This is a genomic window from Nocardioides sp., assembly GCF_014360585.1.
Taxonomy (GTDB): domain Bacteria; phylum Actinomycetota; class Actinomycetes; order Propionibacteriales; family Nocardioidaceae; genus Nocardioides.
On record NZ_JACIXG010000022.1, the window covers coordinates 15,067 to 34,448 of the forward strand.

Annotated in this window: 18 protein-coding genes and 1 tRNA gene; 14 read left to right on the forward strand and 5 right to left on the reverse strand. The window is 70.7% G+C overall.

The annotated features are described in order from the left end of the window. Positions 1-36 precede the first annotated feature (36 nt). From H5T77_RS09505 to H5T77_RS09530, 6 genes are all read left to right on the forward strand, one after another. Positions 37-813, forward strand: a complete 777-nt coding sequence (locus H5T77_RS09505; RefSeq protein WP_292648149.1) for a siderophore-interacting protein — start codon at positions 37-39, stop codon at positions 811-813. 76 nt (positions 814-889) lie between these two features. Continuing rightward, entirely contained in the window at positions 890-2,449 is a 1,560-nt protein-coding gene (locus H5T77_RS09510; protein ID WP_292648152.1) for a TIGR03767 family metallophosphoesterase, read from the forward strand. Positions 2,450-2,581: 132 nt separating this feature from the next. Then, positions 2,582-2,995, forward strand: coding sequence for a DUF3052 domain-containing protein (locus H5T77_RS09515; protein WP_179658858.1), 414 nt, complete (start codon positions 2,582-2,584; stop codon positions 2,993-2,995). A 151-nt stretch (positions 2,996-3,146) separates the two neighbouring features. Next, the gene (locus H5T77_RS09520; RefSeq protein WP_292648157.1) at positions 3,147-4,820 is read left to right on the forward strand and encodes an AMP-binding protein; all 1,674 of its coding nucleotides are present in this window, start codon (positions 3,147-3,149) and stop codon (positions 4,818-4,820) included. After that, a complete protein-coding gene (locus tag H5T77_RS09525; protein WP_292648159.1) occupies positions 4,817-5,281 on the forward strand; it encodes a peroxiredoxin in 465 nt (154 codons plus the stop codon). The genes H5T77_RS09520 and H5T77_RS09525 overlap by 4 nt, the downstream gene beginning before the upstream one ends. A 185-nt stretch (positions 5,282-5,466) precedes the next feature. Then, positions 5,467-5,542: transfer RNA gene (locus H5T77_RS09530), tRNA-Val, on the forward strand. A 14-nt stretch (positions 5,543-5,556) separates the two neighbouring features. Here H5T77_RS09530 and H5T77_RS09535 read toward each other — a convergent pair. Next, a complete protein-coding gene (locus H5T77_RS09535) occupies positions 5,557-6,510 on the reverse strand; it encodes a GlxA family transcriptional regulator (protein WP_292648162.1) in 954 nt (317 codons plus the stop codon). A gap of 108 nt (positions 6,511-6,618) precedes the next feature. On the opposite strand from H5T77_RS09535, the gene H5T77_RS09540 reads away from it, so the two are divergent. Further along, positions 6,619-7,254: an isochorismatase family protein gene (locus H5T77_RS09540; RefSeq protein ID WP_292648164.1), complete on the forward strand. Its 636-nt coding sequence runs from the start codon at positions 6,619-6,621 to the stop codon at positions 7,252-7,254. A 12-nt stretch (positions 7,255-7,266) separates the two neighbouring features. On the opposite strand, the gene H5T77_RS09545 is transcribed toward H5T77_RS09540, so the two are convergent. Next, positions 7,267-8,505, reverse strand: a complete 1,239-nt coding sequence (locus H5T77_RS09545) for an MFS transporter (protein ID WP_292648166.1) — start codon at positions 8,503-8,505, stop codon at positions 7,267-7,269. 75 nt (positions 8,506-8,580) lie between these two features. Between H5T77_RS09545 and H5T77_RS09550 the strand changes: the two genes are divergently transcribed. From H5T77_RS09550 to H5T77_RS09570, 5 genes are all read left to right on the forward strand, one after another. Continuing rightward, positions 8,581-9,522, forward strand: coding sequence for a LysR family transcriptional regulator (locus H5T77_RS09550; RefSeq protein ID WP_292648168.1), 942 nt, complete (start codon positions 8,581-8,583; stop codon positions 9,520-9,522). Positions 9,523-9,614: 92 nt separating this feature from the next. After that, a complete protein-coding gene (locus H5T77_RS09555; protein WP_292648170.1) occupies positions 9,615-10,442 on the forward strand; it encodes an endonuclease/exonuclease/phosphatase family protein in 828 nt (275 codons plus the stop codon). An 85-nt stretch (positions 10,443-10,527) separates the two neighbouring features. Next, the gene (locus tag H5T77_RS09560) at positions 10,528-12,603 is read left to right on the forward strand and encodes an MMPL family transporter (protein WP_292648172.1); all 2,076 of its coding nucleotides are present in this window, start codon (positions 10,528-10,530) and stop codon (positions 12,601-12,603) included. Further along, positions 12,600-13,850, forward strand: coding sequence for a sensor histidine kinase (locus H5T77_RS09565; protein ID WP_292648175.1), 1,251 nt, complete (start codon positions 12,600-12,602; stop codon positions 13,848-13,850). The genes H5T77_RS09560 and H5T77_RS09565 overlap by 4 nt, the downstream gene beginning before the upstream one ends. After that, positions 13,847-14,467 carry a response regulator gene (locus tag H5T77_RS09570; protein ID WP_292648178.1) on the forward strand — a complete coding sequence of 207 codons (621 nt, stop codon included), beginning with the start codon at positions 13,847-13,849 and terminating at the stop codon, positions 14,465-14,467. Before H5T77_RS09565 ends, H5T77_RS09570 begins: the two co-directional genes overlap by 4 nt. A gap of 26 nt (positions 14,468-14,493) precedes the next feature. On the opposite strand, the gene H5T77_RS09575 is transcribed toward H5T77_RS09570, so the two are convergent. Continuing rightward, on the reverse strand, positions 14,494-15,153 hold the full coding sequence (locus H5T77_RS09575; RefSeq protein WP_292648181.1) for a response regulator: 660 nt from the start codon (positions 15,151-15,153) through the stop codon (positions 14,494-14,496). Further along, a complete protein-coding gene (locus tag H5T77_RS09580) occupies positions 15,150-16,403 on the reverse strand; it encodes a sensor histidine kinase (protein ID WP_292648184.1) in 1,254 nt (417 codons plus the stop codon). The genes H5T77_RS09575 and H5T77_RS09580 overlap by 4 nt, the downstream gene beginning before the upstream one ends. Before the next feature lie 146 nt (positions 16,404-16,549). Here H5T77_RS09580 and H5T77_RS09585 point away from each other — a divergent pair, with 146 nt between their 5' ends. Together H5T77_RS09585 and H5T77_RS09590 are read left to right on the forward strand one after the other, a co-directional pair. Next, a complete protein-coding gene (locus H5T77_RS09585; protein WP_292648188.1) occupies positions 16,550-17,473 on the forward strand; it encodes a CPBP family intramembrane glutamic endopeptidase in 924 nt (307 codons plus the stop codon). A gap of 9 nt (positions 17,474-17,482) precedes the next feature. Then, a complete protein-coding gene (locus H5T77_RS09590) occupies positions 17,483-18,073 on the forward strand; it encodes a DUF4232 domain-containing protein (protein WP_292648191.1) in 591 nt (196 codons plus the stop codon). 41 nt (positions 18,074-18,114) lie between these two features. Here the strand turns inward: H5T77_RS09590 and H5T77_RS09595 are convergent, their stop codons facing one another. Continuing rightward, positions 18,115-19,377, reverse strand: a complete 1,263-nt coding sequence (locus tag H5T77_RS09595; protein WP_292648192.1) for an MFS transporter — start codon at positions 19,375-19,377, stop codon at positions 18,115-18,117. Positions 19,378-19,382: the final 5 nt, after the last annotated feature.

A 19,382-nucleotide genomic window follows, 5' to 3' on the forward strand; every position in this document is an offset into this window, starting at 1 on the left:
ACCTGCATTTCTCGAAATTTAGGTTAGGCTCCCCTCATGTTTCGCGCGGTCAAGCCGGAGGCAAAGCCGGATACCCGGGTCGTGGTCACCGCGACCCGCCGTCTCAGTGCCGGGATGACCCGCGTCCGCTTCCGCGCCGAGGACCTCTCCGCGTTCGACGGCAGCGTCTGCACCGACCGGTTCGTGCGTCTGGCGATCCCGGTCGGTGACGGCTCGACCGTCTGCCGCACCTACACCGCGCTGGACCCCTCGGTCGCCGAGGGGACCTTCGCCATCGACTTCGTGCACCACGGCGAGGAGGGCGTCGCCGGCCGCTGGGCGGCGACGGCCGGCCCAGGAGACGTGCTCACCGTGCGCGGGCCCGGCGGGACGTACGCTCCTGACCCCAGCGCCGACTGGCACCTGCTGGTCGGCGACGAGTCCGGTCTGCCCGCGATCCGGGCGGCGCTGGCGGTGCTGCCGGCCGATGCCGTGGGCTACGCCGTGATCGAGGTGCCCTCCGCGGAGCATCTCCAGCAGGTCGACGCGCCGGCCGGGGTCGAGGTGCGCTGGCTGGACGCCACGGTCGACCCGCCCCTCGACACCGTCGTGCGGGAACTGCCCTGGCTGCTCGGCCGGGTGCACGCGTTCGTGCACGGCGAGGCCGAGGTCACGATGCAGCGGATCCGTCCCTACCTGCTGCGCGAGCGCGGCGTCCCGCGCGGCGACCTCTCGATCTCCGGCTACTGGCGCCGCGGGAACAACGAGGACAGCTTCCGGACCTGGAAGCGTGGGCAGGCGGTCGACCGACGGGTCGCGTACGCCGCTGGCTGAGGTCCCAGCCGTTGGCGTTCGGGGGTATCGTTCGCGCACGGACGGCAGGGGCTGGTCCTGAGGAGAGGCGGCGTAGATGGGTGTCACGAGCGAGAGCGGTCGGATCGTCGCGGGTGGCCGGAAGGGTCCCTACGTACGCCTGGCCGAGGGCCCGCAGGAGCGCCACGTCTCGCGCACCGACCTCACCCGGCGCCCCGAGAACCTCGGTGATCCCGTGCTCACCCTCGCGCACCTGTCCGACATGCACATCTGCGATCACCAGTCGCCGGCCCGGGTCGAGGTCCTGGACCGGCTCATGGACCCCGACAGCACGACCTGCGACCTGATCGACCAGGTCGGGACGTACCGGGCGCAGGAGCTGCTGACCGCCCACGTCGGCGCCGCGATGGTCGAGGCGGTCAACGAGATCACCGAAGGACCGGTCGGCGGTGGCCCGCTCGACCTGGCGATCGCGACCGGCGACAACACCGACAACGGGCAGTTCAACGAGCTCGACTGGTATCTGACGCTGCTGGACGGTGGCCGGCTGACGCCCGACTCCGGCGACATGCTGCACTACGAGGGCGTCGCCACCCTGCCCGACAAGCGCTTCTGGCATCCGCAGGGCGAGACGTACGACATGCGCCGTGGTGACCACGGCTTCCCGCTCGTCCCCGGACTGCTGAAGGCTGTCCGCCGCGCGATCGACTCGCCCGGGCTGGAGGTGCCGTGGCTGGCCGTCAACGGCAACCACGACGGGCTGCTGCAGGGGACCGTGCCGGGCACCGCCGCCATCGGCGAGGTCGCGGTCGGCGATCTGAAGGCGATCGCGATGCCGGAGCACTGGACCGACGAGGCCAAGGCGAAGCTCATCTCCGGCCTGATCTCCGGTGACCCGGTGGCGTTCGGGATGCTGGCCGAGCTGGAGCCCTACGAGGTGACCGCCGACCGGCGCCGCCGGCAGACCACGCTGCAGGAGTTCGTCGACTCCCACGTGCACGACGAGGCGCAGCCGCCCGGACACGGGTTCAAGGCCGGAGGCGAGCCCTACTACCGCTACGACGTCAACGACCAGGTCACCTTCGTCGTCCTCGACACGGTCAACCCGGCCGGCGGCTTCCAGGGGTCGATCGACGCCGAGCAGCTGGACTGGCTCGACGCCGTGCTCGCGTCCACCGACTACGACGAGCGGCTCACGGTGATCGCCAGCCACCACGACGTGGTCTCGCTGCACAACGACATGAGCGCTCCCGACGGCAAGAGGCGGGTGCTCGGCGACGAGATCGTTCAGACCGTCTCGAAGCATGAGAGCGCGGTCCTCTGGCTCAACGGGCACACCCACCGTGCGTCGGTGAAGCCTCACGGATCCTGGTGGGAGGTCACCGCGCCCTCGCTGATCGACTGGCCGCAACAGGGTCGGGTCGTCGAGCTCATCTCCGACGGTGACGTCCTCACCATCGCCACCACGATGCTCGACCACGCCGGTCCCGCCCGGTGGAGCGGTTCGATCGAGGAGGTCGGCCACCTCGCCTCGCTCTCCCGTGAGCTGTCCGCGAACGACTGGCAGGGGCCGCGGGTGCGCCTCGCCGAGCACCCGTCGGCCGGGACGGCACAGGACCGCAACGTACTGCTGCACCTGCTCGATCCGAGGGCATGAAAGGCTTACGACACGCCGTTAACTAGCGCCTGACAGGCGCTTGGGGTTGCATGGACTCGCGTTCTCCGCTGGACTACCACCAACCAAGTCCATGCAAGCGGCGTGGACGACAAGCTTTGGAGGAAACGACACGTGAGCTCGACCGCAGCCACAGGGCCTGCGGACCGGCTGGGCCTCAAGTCCGGCATGGTCATCCAGGAACTGGGCTGGGACAACGACACTGATGACGAGCTTCGGGTCGCCATCGAAGACTCCGTCGACGCAGATCTGGTCGACGGCGACTACGGGAACGTGGTCGACGCCGTGCTGCTGTGGTGGCGCGTCGATGACGGCGACCTCGTCGACGGACTCGTCGACGCGCTGACCGACCTAGTCGGCGGCGGTGTCATCTGGCTGCTGACGCCGAAGGTGGGCCGCCCTGGTGCGGTCGACGCGGCCGACATCGCCGAGGCGGCACCCATCGCCGGACTGTCCCAGACCACCACCGCATCTGTGAGCAAGGACTGGGCAGCGACGCGTCTGCTGGCGCCGAAGACCCCTGCGTGATGTCCGCGATTCTCGGGATCGCCGGACACTCGCCAGAGGCCTCGCGTGAGTGAGTGCGGACGGGCGATCCACTGGGTTACTGCGACGCCGTGTCCGTATTGTGGTTCGTTTGCTACGGAGGCGACGCCACCACGTGGCTAGACTTCCGACGGTGTTCTCGACTACGGCTGCCAAGGCACGCACCGCCGGATCCGCGGCGAAGATCCTGGCCGGCTCCGGCATCGTCCGGCCGGTCAACCCGATCGGGCTCGCCCGGACCGGTCTGGCGCTGGCGCGCTGGGGCACCGGCCCGGCCGGTGGGTTCATCGGCCTCGCTCGCCGTTATCCACGCCGCACCGCGGTCATCGACGAGCTCGGGTCGCTGACCTACGCCGACCTCGACCGCCGCTCCAACGCCATCGCCCGGGCCCTGGCTGCCCGGGGAGTCGGGGAGGGCGACGGGGTCGCGATCATGTGTCGCAACCACCGTGGGTTCGTCGACGCCACCCTGGCGGTCGCGAAGCTGGGCGCCGACGCGCTCTACCTCAACACCGCCTTCGCCGGACCGCAGCTCGTCGGGGTGCTGGAGCGGGACCAGCCCGCGCTGATCATCCACGACGAGGAGTTCACCGGACTGCTGTCCGCGGCGACCTCGGCTCCGCGGCTGGTCGCGTGGGTGGACTCCGACGACCCGGCGGAGACGTTGGAGTCGCTGGTCTCCGGTGACGCGCGGCCGGTGCCGCCGCCGAAGCGGCACGGACGGATCGTGATCCTGACCTCCGGAACGACCGGGGCGCCCAAGTCGGCGCCGCGTCAGGAGGCGGGGATCGACGCCGCCGTCGCGCTGATGTCGCGGATGCCCATGAAGGACGGGTGGCGATGCTTCATCGCGGCCCCGCTCTTCCACACCTGGGGGATCGCCCACCTGCTCTTCGCCGAGCTGCTCGGCACCACCATGATCCTGCGCCGCCGGTTCGACCCGGAGGACGCGTTGGCGACCCTCGCGGAGGGCCAGGCCGACTCGTTCGTGGTCATCCCGGTCATGATGCAGCGGATCCTCTCGCTGCCGGAGGAGAAGCTGGCTGCGTTCGACCTGGAGGCGATCGCCTCCAGGCTGAAGGCCGTCGCGTCCTCCGGCTCGGCGCTGCCCGGCGACCTGGCGCTGGAGTGGATGGACCGCTTCGGCGACAGCCTCTACAACGTCTACGGCTCGACCGAGGTCTCCTACGCCTCGATCGCCGACCCTGTCGACCTGCGCGAGGCGCCGACCTCGGCCGGCAAGGTGCCGTGGGGCACCCAGATGCGGATCCTCGACGGCGACGGTGCGCCGGTGCCCGACGGTGAGGCCGGCCGGATCTTCGTCGGCAACGGGCTCCTCTTCGAGGGTTACACCAGCGGTGGCGGCAAGGAGGTCGTCGACGGACTGATGGCCACCGGCGACGTCGGCCGGTTCGGGCCCGACGGCCGGCTCTACGTCGAGGGCCGCGACGACGACATGATCGTCTCCGGTGGCGAGAACGTCTTCCCGCAGGAGGTCGAGGACTGCCTGATGCGGCATCCGCTCGTCGCCGACGCGGCCTGTGTCGGCGTCGACGACGCCGACTTCGGCAAGCGGTTGCGCGGGTTCGTGGTGCTGGTTCCTGGCGCCGAGACCGAGGCGGGCGACGTCGATGTGACTCTGAAGGACTGGGTCAAGGAGAATCTGGCTCGCTTCAAGGTTCCGCGCGAGATCGTCCTGATCGACGCGCTTCCGCGCAACGCGACCGGCAAGGTGCTCCGGCGCGAGCTTGCGACCTGGGACGACGAGGCAGCAGGACCGAACGGCGAGAGGGTGGCAGGGCAGTGAGTGGACTTCAGACCGGTGGGCCGGCCCCGGACTTCACCCTCCGTGACCAGTTCGGTGCCGACATCACGCTGTCGGACTTCCACGGCAAGAAGGCGGTGGCGATCTTCTTCTTCCCGTTCGCCTTCTCCGGCGTGTGCACCGGCGAGATGAGCGGGCTGCGCGACCGGCTCGACGAGTTCGTCACCTTTGACACCGAGGTCCTGGCGATCTCGTGCGACCCGATGTACGCCATGCGGCAGTTCGCCGACACCGATCGACTCAACTTCCCGGTGCTCTCCGACTTCTGGCCGCACGGCGAGGTGACCAAGGCCTACGACGTCTTCAACGACCGCACCGGGGCCCCGCTGCGCTCCTCCTACATCATCGACAAGTCGGGCGTGCTGCGCTGGGCCGTGCACAACGCCAACGCCGACGGCCGCGACCTCGACGAGCACCTGCGGGAGCTCCACGCTGTGGTTTGACCGAATGGTTTACCAAGCATCCAAGTTGTGTTAACAGGGTGGTTACATCGCTTTTCATATGCCCTGGGTGGGATCTAGTCTTATAACTGTTGAGCCGCTGATGACCCGAGACGTCAGCGGCTCAACTTCCATTTACGGCCCGGTTTCTCGGGCCCGCCCCTGATCGCGTATTCTTGGGGCGCTTCGGACGCATAGCTCAGTTGGTAGAGCGCCTCCCTTACAAGGAGGATGTCAGGGGTTCGAGTCCCTTTGCGTCCACCACTGTTTTCTCGGGTCTATGGCCGGGATGGTGCGAACCTGCGGCGATACGAAGTCGGTGTCGTCGAGAAGGCGGCGGCGAAGTTCTGCCGGAAGGTCACGACGCTGCTGAAGCCGCACGCGTCGGCGATGTGGCTGATCGAGGAGGTCGTCGTCTCGAGCAGGCGGCGGGCTTCGTCGAGGCGGCGGGTCAGGACCCACCGCGCGGGAGTGGTGCCGGTGACCTCTGTGAATCGTCGGGTGAAGTTGCGGCGGCTCATCCCGGCGTGGCCCGCCAGGTCTTCGACGGAGAGGTGCGCGTCGAGGTGCGCCAGCGCCCAGTCGATGGTCGGTCCGAGGTCTCCGACGCCGCCGGCTTCGGGGATGGGGCGGTCGACGTACTGGGCCTGGTCGCCGTCGCGATGGGGTGCGACGACGAGGTGGCGGGCGACGGTGGCTGCCGCGGCCGAGCCGAGGTGAGAGCGCACGATCGACAGGCAGGCGTCGATCGCCGATGCCGTGCCCGCTGAGGTGAGGACGTCGCCATGGTCGCGGTAGAGCGCTGCCGGGGTGACGGTTACGTCCGGGCGTCGGTGGGCGAGCTCCTCGACCGCGCCCCAGTGGGTGACGACGTCTCTGCCGTCGAGGATCCCGCTGTCCACGACTGGGAAGGCACCGAGACAAAGGCCCGCGATGCGACTGCCTCGCGCCTGCGCGGCGCGGATCCTGTCGGTGAGTGCCGCATCGGTCGGCGGGAGGTCGCTCGGCCACGACGGCAGGACCACGAGATCCGCTTCCTCGACGACTTCGGGGCCCGAGACGTCATCGACCCGGAGGCCTTCGGCGGTTCGTACGCCGCGGCCGTCCTCGGTCCACACGACCGGGTCCCAGCCGTCGGCCAGGCCCAGGCGGCCGACCTCGCCGAAGACCATCAGTGGTGTGGCGAGATGGAACATGGTGATGCCGTCGAAGGCGTGTACGACGATGCGCATTCTGGCCCAATCTCATCGAAAGGTGTCATTCGTGCCACTCACGATAACCGCTCGTGGCGAGCCAGAGTGGAGGGGAACAACAACACCACCGAACCGAGGAGACCCTCCGTGACCACGCCCCGCCGCGCCCTGATCGTCGTCGACGTCCAGCAGGAGTACTTCGACGGGATCCTGCAGATCCAGTCCCCGTCCCGCGAGCAGTCGCTCGCCAACGTCCTGACCGCGCTGGATGTCGCCGAGCGCCAGGACCTGCCTGTGGTCGTCGTCCAGCACGAGCTGCCCGAGGGCGCTCCGGTCTTCGCCACCGGAAGCCACAGCTGGACCCTGCACCCGGAGATCGAGCGGCGCCTGAAGCCGTCCTGGAAGCGCGTGACCAAGGACAAGAGCAGTGTCTTCGCGGGCACCGACGTCGCCGCATGGCTGGCCGAGCAGGGCGTCGACACCGTCACGATCGTCGGCTTCATGACCAACAACTGCGACATCGCCACCGCGGTCGGTGCCGAGGAGCTCGGCCTGGCCGCCGAGATCCTCTCCGACGCGACCGGTGCCATCCACCTGGCCAACGAGGCAGGCAAGGTCTCCGCCGACCAGCTGCACCAGACCCTGCTCGTGCTCCTGCAGTCCAACTTGGCAGCGGTCGCCAGCACCGAGGCCTGGGCAGAGGCGGTCGCCGCGGGGACGGCGCTCCCCAAGAGCGACCTCGGTACCTCTGCCATGCAAGGCCGCTCGGCATTCGCAGGTTGACGCTTGGCCGCCTCACCCGGGAGGGCCAGGGGCGGCGTACGTCGTGGTCGGGGTGGGCCCCTCGACCTCGTCGGCGGGGTGGGGGAGGAGCGTGCGGGCGGCGGTGAACGCGAGCAGGACGATGACGATCACCATGCTCGCGGTTCCCGCCCAGCCGGCGGCGAAGGCGAGGCCGCCGAGCCAGCCGAAGAGGCTGGAACCCGCGTAGTAGAACAGCGTGTAGAGCGAGGTGGCCTGCGCGATTCCGCTGGTCGCCATCGGTCCCACCCAGCCCGACGCGATCGAGTGTGCGCAGAAGTAGGCCGTGGTGAACAGGAGCAGTCCGATCAGCACCAGGGTCAGCCGGTCGGGGATCGTCAGCGCGGCGCCCGTGACCATCGTCAGCGATGAGGCCAGGAGTACGCGTCTGCGGCCGAAGCGCCCGGCGAACGTGGCCGCCAGCCGGGCCGAGACCACGCCGGCGAGCCCGGCGAGGAAGATCACGGCGGTCAGCGACGGTGGCAGGTCGAACGGCTCCAGCTCGAGTCGGTAGCCGAGGTAGTTGAAGACCGCAACCTGCGCGCCCATCAGCAGGAACGCCTGCGCGTAGAGCGCCAGCTGGCCCGGGTTGGTGAGATTGGCGCGCATCCCCGACCGCACGCTCGTCGGACGTGACCGGGTCGTAGCCGGGCCGCGGCGCTCGCGCGGGAGGGCGACGACTGCGACGACGGCACAGAGCGCGCTCACGCCCCCGGCCACCAGTGCGGCGAGGCGCCAGTCGCTCACGTCGGCGATCGGCGCGGCGATGAGCCGTCCCGCCACACCGCCGAGGACTGTCCCGGAGATGTAGGTCGCCCCGGCTGACAGGGCGGCGCGTCGGCTGACCTGCTGGTTCAAGTAGGCGAGGGCGAGAGCCGGGGTGCCGCCCAGGGCGATGCCCTGCCCGACACGGAGCAGGACGAGCGCGGGGAACGAGGGCACGAACGGAACCACCAGTCCGATGACTGCCGCGGTGACGACGGCGATCGTCATCGCCGGGGCCCGGCCGATCCGGTCGGCGACCCAGGACCAGCCGAGCGCGGCGACGGCCAGCCCGATCGTTGCCGCCGAGACGGTGAGTGCGGCCTGCGAGGCGTCGACCGCGAAGTCACGGCTGATCGCGGGGATCAACGCCTGCGGGTAGTAGAGCTGCACGAACGTCGTCATCCCGATCGCGACGAGCGCGACCAGCACCCGTCGATGCCCCGTCTCGGCCCCTGCCTGTCCGCTCACCTCGGCCACGCTATGAATTCGGAATCCGTGCGTCCAATGCATTGGTAGCCGTCAAACCATGCAGATTCGCATAGCATGTCGAATGTGGATGCCACCGCCCGAAACGTCCTGCCGATGCTCCCGGCTCTCGCTGCGCTGGCAGAGACGGGGCAGACGCTCGCTGCCGCCGATCTGCTGCAGATGCCCCAGCCCACCGTGAGCCGCATGCTCGGCCGACTCGGCAGAGAGCTCGGTGTCGACGTGGTCGAGCGCCACGGTCGGGGCCTGCGGCTCACTCGGGCCGGCGAGGCTCTCGCCCCGCACGCAGCGGCGGCGGTCGCTGCGGCCACGGCAGGCATCGAGGCGGTGCAGGCCCAGGAGTCGGGCGCTCGCGGGCGGATCGCCCTCGCTTTCCAGAGCACGCTCGGCGAGCGGGTCGTGCCGGCGCTGGTCAGGGCGTTCCTCCAGGAGCACCCAGGTGCTTCCGTCGACCTGATCCAGACCTCGCGTCCGCGGTGCCTGGCGGCTGTCGCCGACGGCACGGCCGAGATCGCACTGATCTCGCCGCTCGAAGAGGCATCCGGCATGCGCCAGTGGCGGCTGCACACCGAGCCCCTCGTCCTGGTCGTGCCGACCGGCCACCGCCTGTCGACACGAGCCCGGGTGAGCTTCGAGGAGGCCGCCGAGGAGACGTTCATCTGCATGAAGCGCGGTTATGGGATGCGTACGCTGCTCGAGGATCTCGCCCAGGCCAGCGGGGTCACGCCGACCATCGGCTTCGAGGGCGACGACCTCGCCACCCTCCGCGGGCTCGTCTCGGCCGGCCTCGGCGTGAGCCTGGCGCCCCGCGACCCGCACGGCGCCACCGGCTGCGTCGAGGTGTCGCTGACGAACCCGGAGGCGGTGCGGCACATCGGCGCCTGCTGGCTCGACCGTCGGCCGTCGACGCTCGCGGCCGCGTTCCAGGACCTGCTCCGGCGGCGGGGCCGACGACTCACCGAGATCGGCCTGCGCCCGCCAGCGGGACGGGTGACCTGAAGTTCTCGGGGCGTTCGTCTCCGTGCCGTCGAGGTGACCGGTCGCGGCCGTAGCGTACGGGCTTCGGCCTCTATCGGAGAGTGAGTTCCCCCATGTCACACCGTCTGCTGTCAGCGTTTCTACTCCTGGGTTCCCTGTTGTGGGCGGTGCCCGCACCGGCCGCCGCCGATGACGCGAAGGGGGCTCGGGTCGTCGACGTGATGACGTTCAACATCCATCACGCCCAGGGCACCGACGGCGTGCTCGACCTCCAGCGGATCGCGGACGTCATCGAGGCCAGCGGGGCCGACGTGGTCGGGCTGCAGGAGGTCGACCGGCACTACTCCGCACGCAGCGGCTGGGTCGACCAGCCGGCGGCGCTGGCGGAGCTGCTGGGCTGGCACTCGGCGTACGGCGCGAACATCGACTCCCCGCCGCCCGCCGGGCAGACCGAACGCAGCCAGTACGGCACCGCCGTGCTCTCCCGCTACCCGATCGTGGCGAGCGAGAACACCCGTCTCCACAACGCGGACGGCAAGGAGCAGCGCGGGCTGCTCCACGCGACCATCGACGTACGCGGCCAGCGGCTCGACTTCTACTCGACCCACCTGGAGCACAGCTCGCAGGCCATCCGGAGCCGTCAGGCCGCCGAGATCGTCGACCTCGTCGACGAGGACCCGGCGGTCGTGGTCGGCGACTTCAACGCCTACCCGGACGCTCCTGAGATCGCTACGCTGACCGCGGCGTTCGACGACGCGTGGGAGGTCGCCGGCCGCGGGGACGGGTTCACCTACCCCGCCGAGGCCCCGCGCGGCCGCATCGACAACCTCTATGTCACCGATGGCGTGCGCCCGGTCACCGCTGAGGTCGTCCTGACCGATCCCGTCGCCTCCGACCACCTGCCGGTCGTCAGCCGCGTCGTGATCGCGCCGAAGGGGTGACCCAGCGGCATCAGCCATTTGGCTGATACCTGATTCATTCTTGCTCGCGATGATCTGAGACGCCGCGACTGGTGGAGTTTCAGGCATGGCAGATTCTCTGGTCCGGGCGCGCTCGACTGCTCGCCCGCATCTCGCAGACAGGTTGACCTCGCGGCGTGGAGCGTGGCTTGCGCTCGGACTCGCGGTGATGGTGATGGGCTCGCTCTTCGGGCTCCTCGGTGGCGTCGAGGCGCAGAACCAGTCCGGGCAGGCGCCGGTGGGCTCGGAGTCGACGCAGGTGAGCGGCCTCCTGGAGGAGTTCCCGGACGAGGATCGTCAGTCGGCGCTCGTCGTGGCTTCGCGAGAAGACGGCGGCGAGCTCTCCGAGGCAGACCTCGAGGACCTTGCCGGGCTCGTCCCGGTGATCGGCGGGACCGGTGCCACCGCGCCGATGGTCAGCGAGGACGGGAGAGCGGCGGTCCTGGCTGCTCCGATCACGGTCGGCGTCGACGCCACCGAGACGGCAGGGGTGATCAAGGCGCTGCGTACCGACATCGCGGCGTCGGCCCCGGACGGGCTCACCCTGCAAGTGACGGGCGGGCCGGCGTTCGGAGCCGACCTGGCCGCCGCGTTCGAGGGCGCCGACGTCACCCTGCTGCTGGTGACGGTCCTGATCGTGGCGGTGCTGCTGATCATCACCTACCGCTCGCCGGTGCTGTGGCTGGTCCCGCTGATCGTGGTCGCGCTCGCCGACGGACTGGCCGCTCGAGTCACCGCTGCCGCCGGGGCGCTGTGGAACCTCGAGTTCGACGCGGGCATCATCAGCGTTCTCGTGTTCGGCGCGGGCACGAACTACGCGCTCCTGCTGATCTCCCGCTACCGGGAGGAGCTGGGAGAGACCGACGACGACCGAGCGGCGCTGAGCCGGGCCTGGCGGAAGACGGCGCCGGCGGTGGTCGCCTCGAACGTGACCGTGGTGCTCGCTCTGCTGGCCCTCGTCTTCGCCACGATCCCGATGACCCGTGGGCTGGGGATCCCGGCTGCGATCGGTCTCCTGATCGCTGTCACGGCGGTGCTGTTCGTGCTGCCGCCGTTCCTCGCGGTGTGCGGTCGCAGGCTGTTCTGGCCGTTCATCCCTCGTCCTGGTGAGGCCCGGGGCCAGGGACGTACGTGGCGTGGGGCCGCATCCCGGGTCGCGAAGCGTCCGGCGATCAGCCTGCTCGGCGGGCTCGCGCTGCTCGCGGTGATGGCCACGGGGCTGTTCGGCACCTCGGTCGGGCTCGACCAGGTCGAGAAGTTCCGGGTGCAGTCCGAGTCGGCTGCCGGTCTGGAGAAGGTGTCGGCTCACTTCCCGCCGGGGGAGGCCCAGCCGGTATACGTCATCGCCGACACCCCGGCGACCGATGAGGTGATCGCCGCCGTGGGAGAGATCGAGGGCGTGGTGCGTGCCCGCCCGGCCGGGACGACGGACGACGGCTCCCTCACGAAGGTCGCGGTGACCAGCGCCTACTCGCCCGGGACCGAGCAGAGCCTCGACCAGATCACCGAGCTCCGCGACGCCGTCCATCCGATTGCGGGCGCGGACGCCATGGTCGGCGGTGCGGTCGCGACCGAGCTGGACGCGCGCGAAGGAGGCGAGCGTGACCTGCTGGTGGTCGCCCCGCTGGTGCTCGCGGTGAGCTTCCTGGTGCTCCTCGTGCTGCTGCGTTCGCTGGTCGCTCCGGCTGTGCTGCTCCTGGTGAACCTCGCCAGCGCGGTCGCCGCGATCGGAGCCGGTGCCTGGCTGAGCCGGCTCGTCTTCGACCGGCAGGCGCTCGACCTGCAGGTGCCGATCCTGGCATTCCTGTTCCTGGTCGCGCTGGGGATCGACTACACGATCTTCCTCGTCCACCGGGCCCGCGCGGACGCGACGAGGCTGGGCACCCGGGCAGGCATGGTCGAGGCGGTCGCCCACACCGGCAGCGTGATCACCAGCGCAGGGATCGTGCTGGCTGCTGTGTTCGCCGCGCTCGGTGTGCTCCCGCTCGTCACCCTGGGGCAGCTGGGCCTGATCGTCGGTGTGGGCGTCGTCGTCGACACGCTGGTGGTGCGTACGGTGATCGTGCCGGCGATCTTCGCCCTGGTGGGCGACCGCATCTGGTGGCCGGGACGACTGCGGACCGGGGGAGAATCGAGCACATGAATGTCGTACGCGTGCCGCTGAGGCGGCGGCCCGGCGCCTCGCAGCAGGCCCCCGCCGCCTCGACGGTGTGGGCGATGGAGGTCGGGCAGCACGTCATCGCGGTCGTGCTGACGGCGATCGGTGTCAGCAGAGCGATCGGCGACGGGGTGGCGTTTCCGGTCGCGATCGTCTCGGGGCTGGCGATCCTCGGCTGGCACACCGCCGGCACGGTCCTGCCGGTCAAGACAGACTCGCGGCGTCTCCCGGTGTGGTGGCTGCTCGGCTTCGCGCTGATCTGGGTCGCCGCGGTCGCGGTCTCGGACGAGTTCGTCTGGCTCGCGTTCCTGCTGTGGCTGCTCGCCGGCCACCTTCTGCCACTGCGCTGGGGCCTGGTCTTCTCGGCGGCGATCCTCATGGCGGTGGTCCTCGCTCCGATCCTGCACCGGGGCACGACCAGCTACGCGGATGTCTTCGGACCGCTCATCGGCGGCGTCTTCGCGTTCGGCATCTCGCGCGGATACCTGCAGCTCCTCAGCGACGCCGCCGAGCGCGAACGGCTGGTCGCCTCGCTGCGGGAGGCCCAGCAGGAGATGGCCGAGCTGCAGGACGAGCTCCTGCTCGCCCAGCGGCACTCCGGAGCGATCGCCGAGCGCACCCGGATCTCGCGAGACATCCACGACACCATCGCGCAGGCGCTCTCCTCGATCCGGCTGCTCACCCACGCCGGTGGCAACCGCACCACGGATCCGGAGTCGTCGCGCACGTTCGCGCAGGTCGAGGCGCTGGCGGGCGACAGTCTCGCGGACGTACGCCGGATCGTCGAGGCCCTGGCGCCGGCCGAGCTCGAGGACGCCGCCCTCGCCTCGGCGCTTCGACGCATGCTCGACCGCACGCACGAGGAGGCCGGGCTGCACGTCGAGCTCCATGTCGACGACACGCTCCCGCTGCTGCGGACCGAGGTCGAGGTGGCGCTGCTCCGCACCGCGCAGTCAGCGCTCGCCAACGTACGTCTCCACGCTGGTGCGACCCAGGCCGTCGTCACGCTGACCGACGACCACGACTCCGTGCGCCTGGACATCAGCGACGACGGTGCCGGCTTCGACGTCGCCGCCTGGGAACGGGACGCCGGCGCCGGATCATCCAGCTACGGCCTACGCTTCATGCGGGCGCGCCTCCGGGAGCTCGGTGGTGGCCTCGACGTCGAGAGCACGCCCGGGGAAGGCACCGCGGTCTCGGCCCACCTGCCGATCCATGGGGAGAAGCCATGACGACCACCGTGCTCCTCGTCGACGACCACCCGGTCGTACGCAGCGGCCTGCGTGCAGTGATCGAGGCAGGCGACGCCCTGGTGGTCGTCGGGGAGGCCGCCACCGGCGAACAGGCGATCACCCTCGCCGGTCATCTTCACCCCGACGTCGTGCTGTGCGACCTGCGCCTCGGAAGCGGGATCGACGGCATCCGGACCACGATCGAGCTGCGCGCCCTCGATCCGGCGCCGGTCGTGCTGATCCTGACCACCTTCGACCGCGACGCCGAGGTGCTCGGTGCGATCGAGGCGGGTGCCGCCGGCTATCTGCTCAAGGACGTCGACCCCGAGGTCATCGTCGAGGGCATCCGCCGTGCCGCCGCCGGCGACATGGTCCTCGCCCCGGACCTGGCCACCCGGGTGCTCAAGGGCATGCGCAGCCCGCTGCCGAAGCTCACCGATCGCGAGATCGAGGTGCTGCGGCACCTCGCCAGGGGTGCGACCAACAAGGAGATCGCGCGCACGCTCTTCGTCACCGAGGCCACCGTGAAGAGCCACCTCGCGCACATCTTCACCAAGCTCGACGTCGACAGCCGCTCCCGGGCCATCCACGTCGCGCAGGAGACCGGCCTGATCTGATCGGCCACGGTCACAGGTCCAGCGCTTCAGTGCTCGACGAGTCCCGACTGATAGGCCCACACGGCGGCCTGGAGGCGGGACTTGACGCCGAGCTTGGGCATCATCCGGGCGAGGTGGGACTTGACCGTGGAGACCTCGAGGAAGAGCGACTGGGCGATCTCCTCGTTGGACATGCCCTCGGCGAGGTGGAGCAGGATGTCGAGCTCGCGGGTGGTGAGGACCTCGTTGGCGCGCGCCGCGGTCACCGGCTGCGTACGTCTGCGGGTGACGACCTCGCGAAGAACCCGTCGGGTGAGCGAGGTGTCGAGGGTGCCGTGGCCGGCGGCGACGGAGCGGACCGCGGCGACGATGGCGTCGGGTTCGGCGTCCTTGAGGAGGAAGCCGGAGGCGCCGGCCTCGAGGGCGCCGAAGACGTAGTCGTCGATGTCGAAGGTGGTCAGGACGAGCACCGGGATCGGGTCGGTGACCTCGGGACCGCAGAGCTCGCGGGTGGCGCTGATGCCGTCGCGGCCGGGCATGCGGATGTCCATGCAGACCATGTCGGGACGCAGCGCGAGCGCCTGCTCGACCGCGGCAGCGCCGTCCTCGGCCACCGCGACGACCTCGATGTCGGGCTCGGTCTCCAGCAGCGTACGCAGCCCGGCACGCACCAGCGGCTGGTCGTCGGCGACCATGACCCGGATCATCCGGCCACCTCCGCGGCCGCGGTGGCGGGGATCCGCAGCCGCGTCTGCCAGCCGCCCTCGGCGGTCGGTCCGGCCTCGAGGGTCGAGTCGGTGAGGTCGGCACGCTCCTGCATGCCGACCAGGCCCAGGCCGCGCCGACGCGGCATCGCGACGGGGGCCACGGGCGGCGGCCCGTTGCGCACCGTCACCACCACCGCAGCCGGATCCCGGGCGTCCAGGACCACCTCGCACCGGGCACCCGGCGCGTGCCGCACGGCGTTGGCGAGGCACTCCTGCACGGTGCGATAGGCGGAGAGCTGGGCGAGCGGCCCGACGCTGTCGGTGACGGCGGCGGCACCCAGGGTGGAGAGAGTCACCTCGAGCCCGGCCCGACGGGCCTCGTCGACGAGCGAGGCCAGCTGGGACAGGCGCTCCTGCCCGCTCGCCTCCTCGGTCTGCCCCGGACTCCGCAGCAGAGTGACCAGGCCACGCAGCTCGCGCAGCATCGCGGTGCTCTGGGTGCGGACCTGGCGCACCGACTCCTTCGCGCCCGCCGGGTCGGTGTCGATCTGCCGCTCGACCGCGCCGGTCATCACCGCGATGCCGGTCAGATGGTGGGCCGCGATGTCGTGGAGCTCGCGGGCCATCGCCGTACGTTCCTGCGCGATCGCCGCGGCGATCTGGGCCGACTGCTCGCGCTCGACGGCGTCCGCGAGGTCGGTCCGGGCAGACCTCGCGTCACGACGGGCATGCACGGTGGCGGCGAGCAGCGCGGGAGCGACGATCACGCCCGCACCCTGGGCGAGACCGGCGAGGACCGCGGTGCCGACCGGCAGCCCGATGCTCGTCTGGCTCAGGCAGGTGCCGAGCGCGACCAGCAGGCCGGCACCGGTCAGCGCCCCGGCGAGTGCCTTGGCCCGGCGGGGGAGCGACATCGAGGTCACCGCCGACCACACCGCGACCAGCACGGCCGCCGAGGCGAGGCTGGTGGCGTCGCCCGCGCCGTTGACCGCGAGCACGACCGAGGCGACGGCCACGACCAGCAGCACCGCCAACGGCCGCGAGCGCCGCGCGAGGAGCACCACCGCCTGAGCGGTGAGCACCACCAGCGCGACCCACCAGCCGCCGCTGCCGAGCGCGGGACTCCCGCCGATCTCGGCGTCGGCGGAGTCGAGACCGGGCGAGGCCACCAGCAGCGCCGTGGTGAGGAGCCAGACCACGACAGGAGGCATCAGTCGCGGCACCATCGGGGTCGTCTCGTCGTCGCTCACGTCATCATCCTTTCCGCAACCGGTCCCGTCCACCAGCATCTTTAGATGCAAGTGCGCAGGTTCGCTCTTTTGCCAGGCGCGACGGGTTCGCTCCCGTTCATAGGTTCAGGTCCACCAGGAAAGCGACCCCGCCGAAAGGAACGACCATGAGCACGACCCAACCAGCGACCCAACCAGCGACCCAGCCGATGACCGAACCGGATCAGGGCCTACGAGCATTCATACGCCGCCACCAGCTCTCCACCTTCTTCGTGCTCGCCCTCGCGGCGAGCTGGCTGGCCTGGACTCCGTACATCCTCTCCAACAGCGGCCTGGGCGTCTGGGACCTCACCTTCCCCGGCGGCATGATCGGCGGCCAGCTCCTGGGGATGCTCCCGGGTGCCTACCTCGGCCCGATCGGCAGCGCCGCCCTGGTCACCGGGATCGTCGGCGGCCGGGCCGGCCTGCGTGCCTGGGTCGCCGGGATGTGGCGCTGGCGGGCGAGCTGGCACTGGTACGCCGGCATCCTGCTCGGTGTCCCGGCCGCGATCATCGTCGCGACCCAGGTCACCGGCGGGCAGATGGCGGCGCCGTCGCAGGCGTGGCTGCTCGTGCTGGTGGCGTACGTCCCCGGTCTCATCCTGCAGATGATCACCACGGGACTCGCCGAGGAGCCGGGCTGGCGCGACTTCGCCCTGCCCCGGCTGCAGCGCAAGGTCGGACCGCTCGGCTCCGCCTTCGTGCTCGGGCCGATCTGGGCGCTGTGGCACATGCCGCTCTTCCTGACCGACTGGGCCGGGCCGGAGGTGAGCTGGTACGCCCCGCTCGTCTTCACGGCCTTCTGCGTCACCTTCGGCATCGTGATGACCTGGGTCTTCAACCGCACCGGGGCGAGCCTGCCGCTGGCGATGCTCCTGCACACCAGCGTCAACAACTACGCGTCGGTGGCCTCGACCGAGCTCTTCCCCGGCGTCGACGCCGACGAGTTCCAACTCGCGCTGCTGCTCGCCGCGGGGATCGGAGCGGCGGTCGTCATCCTCGCCACGCGCGGGCGGCTCGGCTACGTAAAGGACGCGGCTCGGTCCGTATAGATTCAGCAGGTGCCCTTCCGTATCCGGTGCCGTCTCGCGCCGCTCGTCCTCGCCACCGCCACCATCTCGCTCGCCGCGTCGGCGTGCTCCTCCGAGACCGCCGGCGACGGGGGTGAGCAGAGCAGTCCGAGCCCGTCGGCGGAGCCGACCAGCGAGCCGACCAGCGAACAGACCGAGGAGGCCGCTGGGTCCGGCGGTGCGTGCGCCACCGGCGACCTGTCCTTCACCGTCTCCGAGGAGTCCCAGGCGGGTGGCTACTACCTGATCACGGCGAGCGCCAAGCCCGGCGTGACCTGCACCCTGGAGGGCAGGACGGTCGAGGCCGGCTTCGGCTCGGGCCTCTCCGGCGACGTGAAGCCCAGCGAGCAGGCGGAGGGCGAGCCGATCACGATGACGGGCTCGACCAAGGCGTACGCCGGGGTGAACCCGCACAGCGGACCGCAGGAGGGTGGCGTGCAGTTCGAGGAGATCGTCGTCTCCGCGCACGAGGGCGACATGGATCCCGTGTCCCTGAAGCTGCCGAGCACGGCGGAGGTCGACCAGCCGATCGGCACCAACTGGCACACCGACGCCGCGAAGGCGGTTCCGTTCTCCAGTTGATCTGAGCCGCCTGATCTGAGCCGCCTGATCGACGTGGTCGCCTACTCGGCGGCCACGTCGACCGGTTCGCGGATAGTCTCGGCCTGCGGGGCGGCGCGGTCCTCCGCCGCGGTGAGCAGGAACCGGAGCCGGGTCAGCACCAGGCCCGCGGTGAGGGTGCCGCCGATCACGACGAACGCCCACAGGTGGCCGAGTCCGCTGCCGATGAGGGTGCCGGCCAGCGCGGGGCCGAGGATCTGGCCGAGGGTCAGGGTGAGGCCGAGGGAGGCGTTGTAGCGGCCGCGCAGGTGGTCGGGGGCGATGGTGTTCGCCAGACCGGTCACGATCGGCGCCCACAGCGTCTCGCCGAGGCCGAAGATCGCGAGGCCGACCACGACCGCGGCGATCGCGCCGGCTGTCGGCATCAGGTCCGCGGCGGCCAGCACGGTCCAGGCCAGCGACCAGGTCAGGACAGCGCAGGCCAGCGCGGACGTACGCCGCCAGCCGGAGGTGAGCCGCAGCAGGATCACCTGCCCGCAGACGATCACGGCGGCGTTCGCGGCGAAGGCCCAGCCGAGAGCGGTCGCCGGCACCCCGGCCACCTCCACGGCGTAGGCGGTCGCGCCGGCCTCGAGCTGTCCGTAGCCGAAGGTCACCGCGAGCACGCCGCAGCCGACCAGCGCCACCGCGCGACGGTCTCGCAGCACCTCGCCCCAGGTCCCGCCGGTCTCTTCCTGAGCCGCGCCGTCCCCGGCCCCGGCGGGGGAGCGGACGAGGAGTGCCAGGACCGCGGCATAGGCCAGGTAGGCGAGCGCGTCGCACAGGTAGAGCACCTGGAAGGTCTCGGGGCGGTCGACGTCGACGAGGAACGCACTGACCAGGCCACCCACGCCGATGCCCACGTTCAGCCCCAGGAAGGCGAAGCCGTACGCACGCTCGCGGCCCTCGGCGGAGACCATCCCGGCCAGCAGGGTCGTGGTGCCGGGCCAGAGGGGAGAGGCGCCCACCACCACGCCGGCGAGCACCGCCATGGTCGGCACGGTGCCGTCGACGAATCCGAGGGAGCCGATGGCGGCGGCCTCGATGATTAGCGCGCCGAGCAGCACCGTACGCGGTCCGAAGCGGTCGAGGAGCGCTCCGACCCCGGGGGCGGCGGCAAGCCCGACCAGTCCCATCCAGGCGAACATCCAGCCTGCGGTCGATGACCCGAGGTCCTGCACCTGAGCCAGGTAGACGTAGAGGAAGGGCAGGGTGAGGCCGTTGCCGAGGGAGGCGAAGGCGAAGCCGGCGAGCACTCGACGGGCCTGCGTGGGGGAGTGGTGCACGGGTG

Coding starts and splice junctions, on each gene's coding strand:
- H5T77_RS09505 (WP_292648149.1), top strand. CDS start 37: ATGTTTCGCGCGGTCAAGCCGGAGGCAAAGCCGGATACCCGGGTCGTG.
- H5T77_RS09510 (WP_292648152.1), top strand. CDS start 890: ATGGGTGTCACGAGCGAGAGCGGTCGGATCGTCGCGGGTGGCCGGAAG.
- H5T77_RS09535 (WP_292648162.1), bottom strand. CDS start 6,510: ATGCGCATCGTCGTACACGCCTTCGACGGCATCACCATGTTCCATCTC.
- H5T77_RS09550 (WP_292648168.1), top strand. CDS start 8,581: ATGTCGAATGTGGATGCCACCGCCCGAAACGTCCTGCCGATGCTCCCG.
- H5T77_RS09555 (WP_292648170.1), top strand. CDS start 9,615: ATGTCACACCGTCTGCTGTCAGCGTTTCTACTCCTGGGTTCCCTGTTG.
- H5T77_RS09560 (WP_292648172.1), top strand. CDS start 10,528: ATGGCAGATTCTCTGGTCCGGGCGCGCTCGACTGCTCGCCCGCATCTC.
- H5T77_RS09565 (WP_292648175.1), top strand. CDS start 12,600: ATGAATGTCGTACGCGTGCCGCTGAGGCGGCGGCCCGGCGCCTCGCAG.
- H5T77_RS09570 (WP_292648178.1), top strand. CDS start 13,847: ATGACGACCACCGTGCTCCTCGTCGACGACCACCCGGTCGTACGCAGC.
- H5T77_RS09575 (WP_292648181.1), bottom strand. CDS start 15,153: ATGATCCGGGTCATGGTCGCCGACGACCAGCCGCTGGTGCGTGCCGGG.
- H5T77_RS09585 (WP_292648188.1), top strand. CDS start 16,550: ATGAGCACGACCCAACCAGCGACCCAACCAGCGACCCAGCCGATGACC.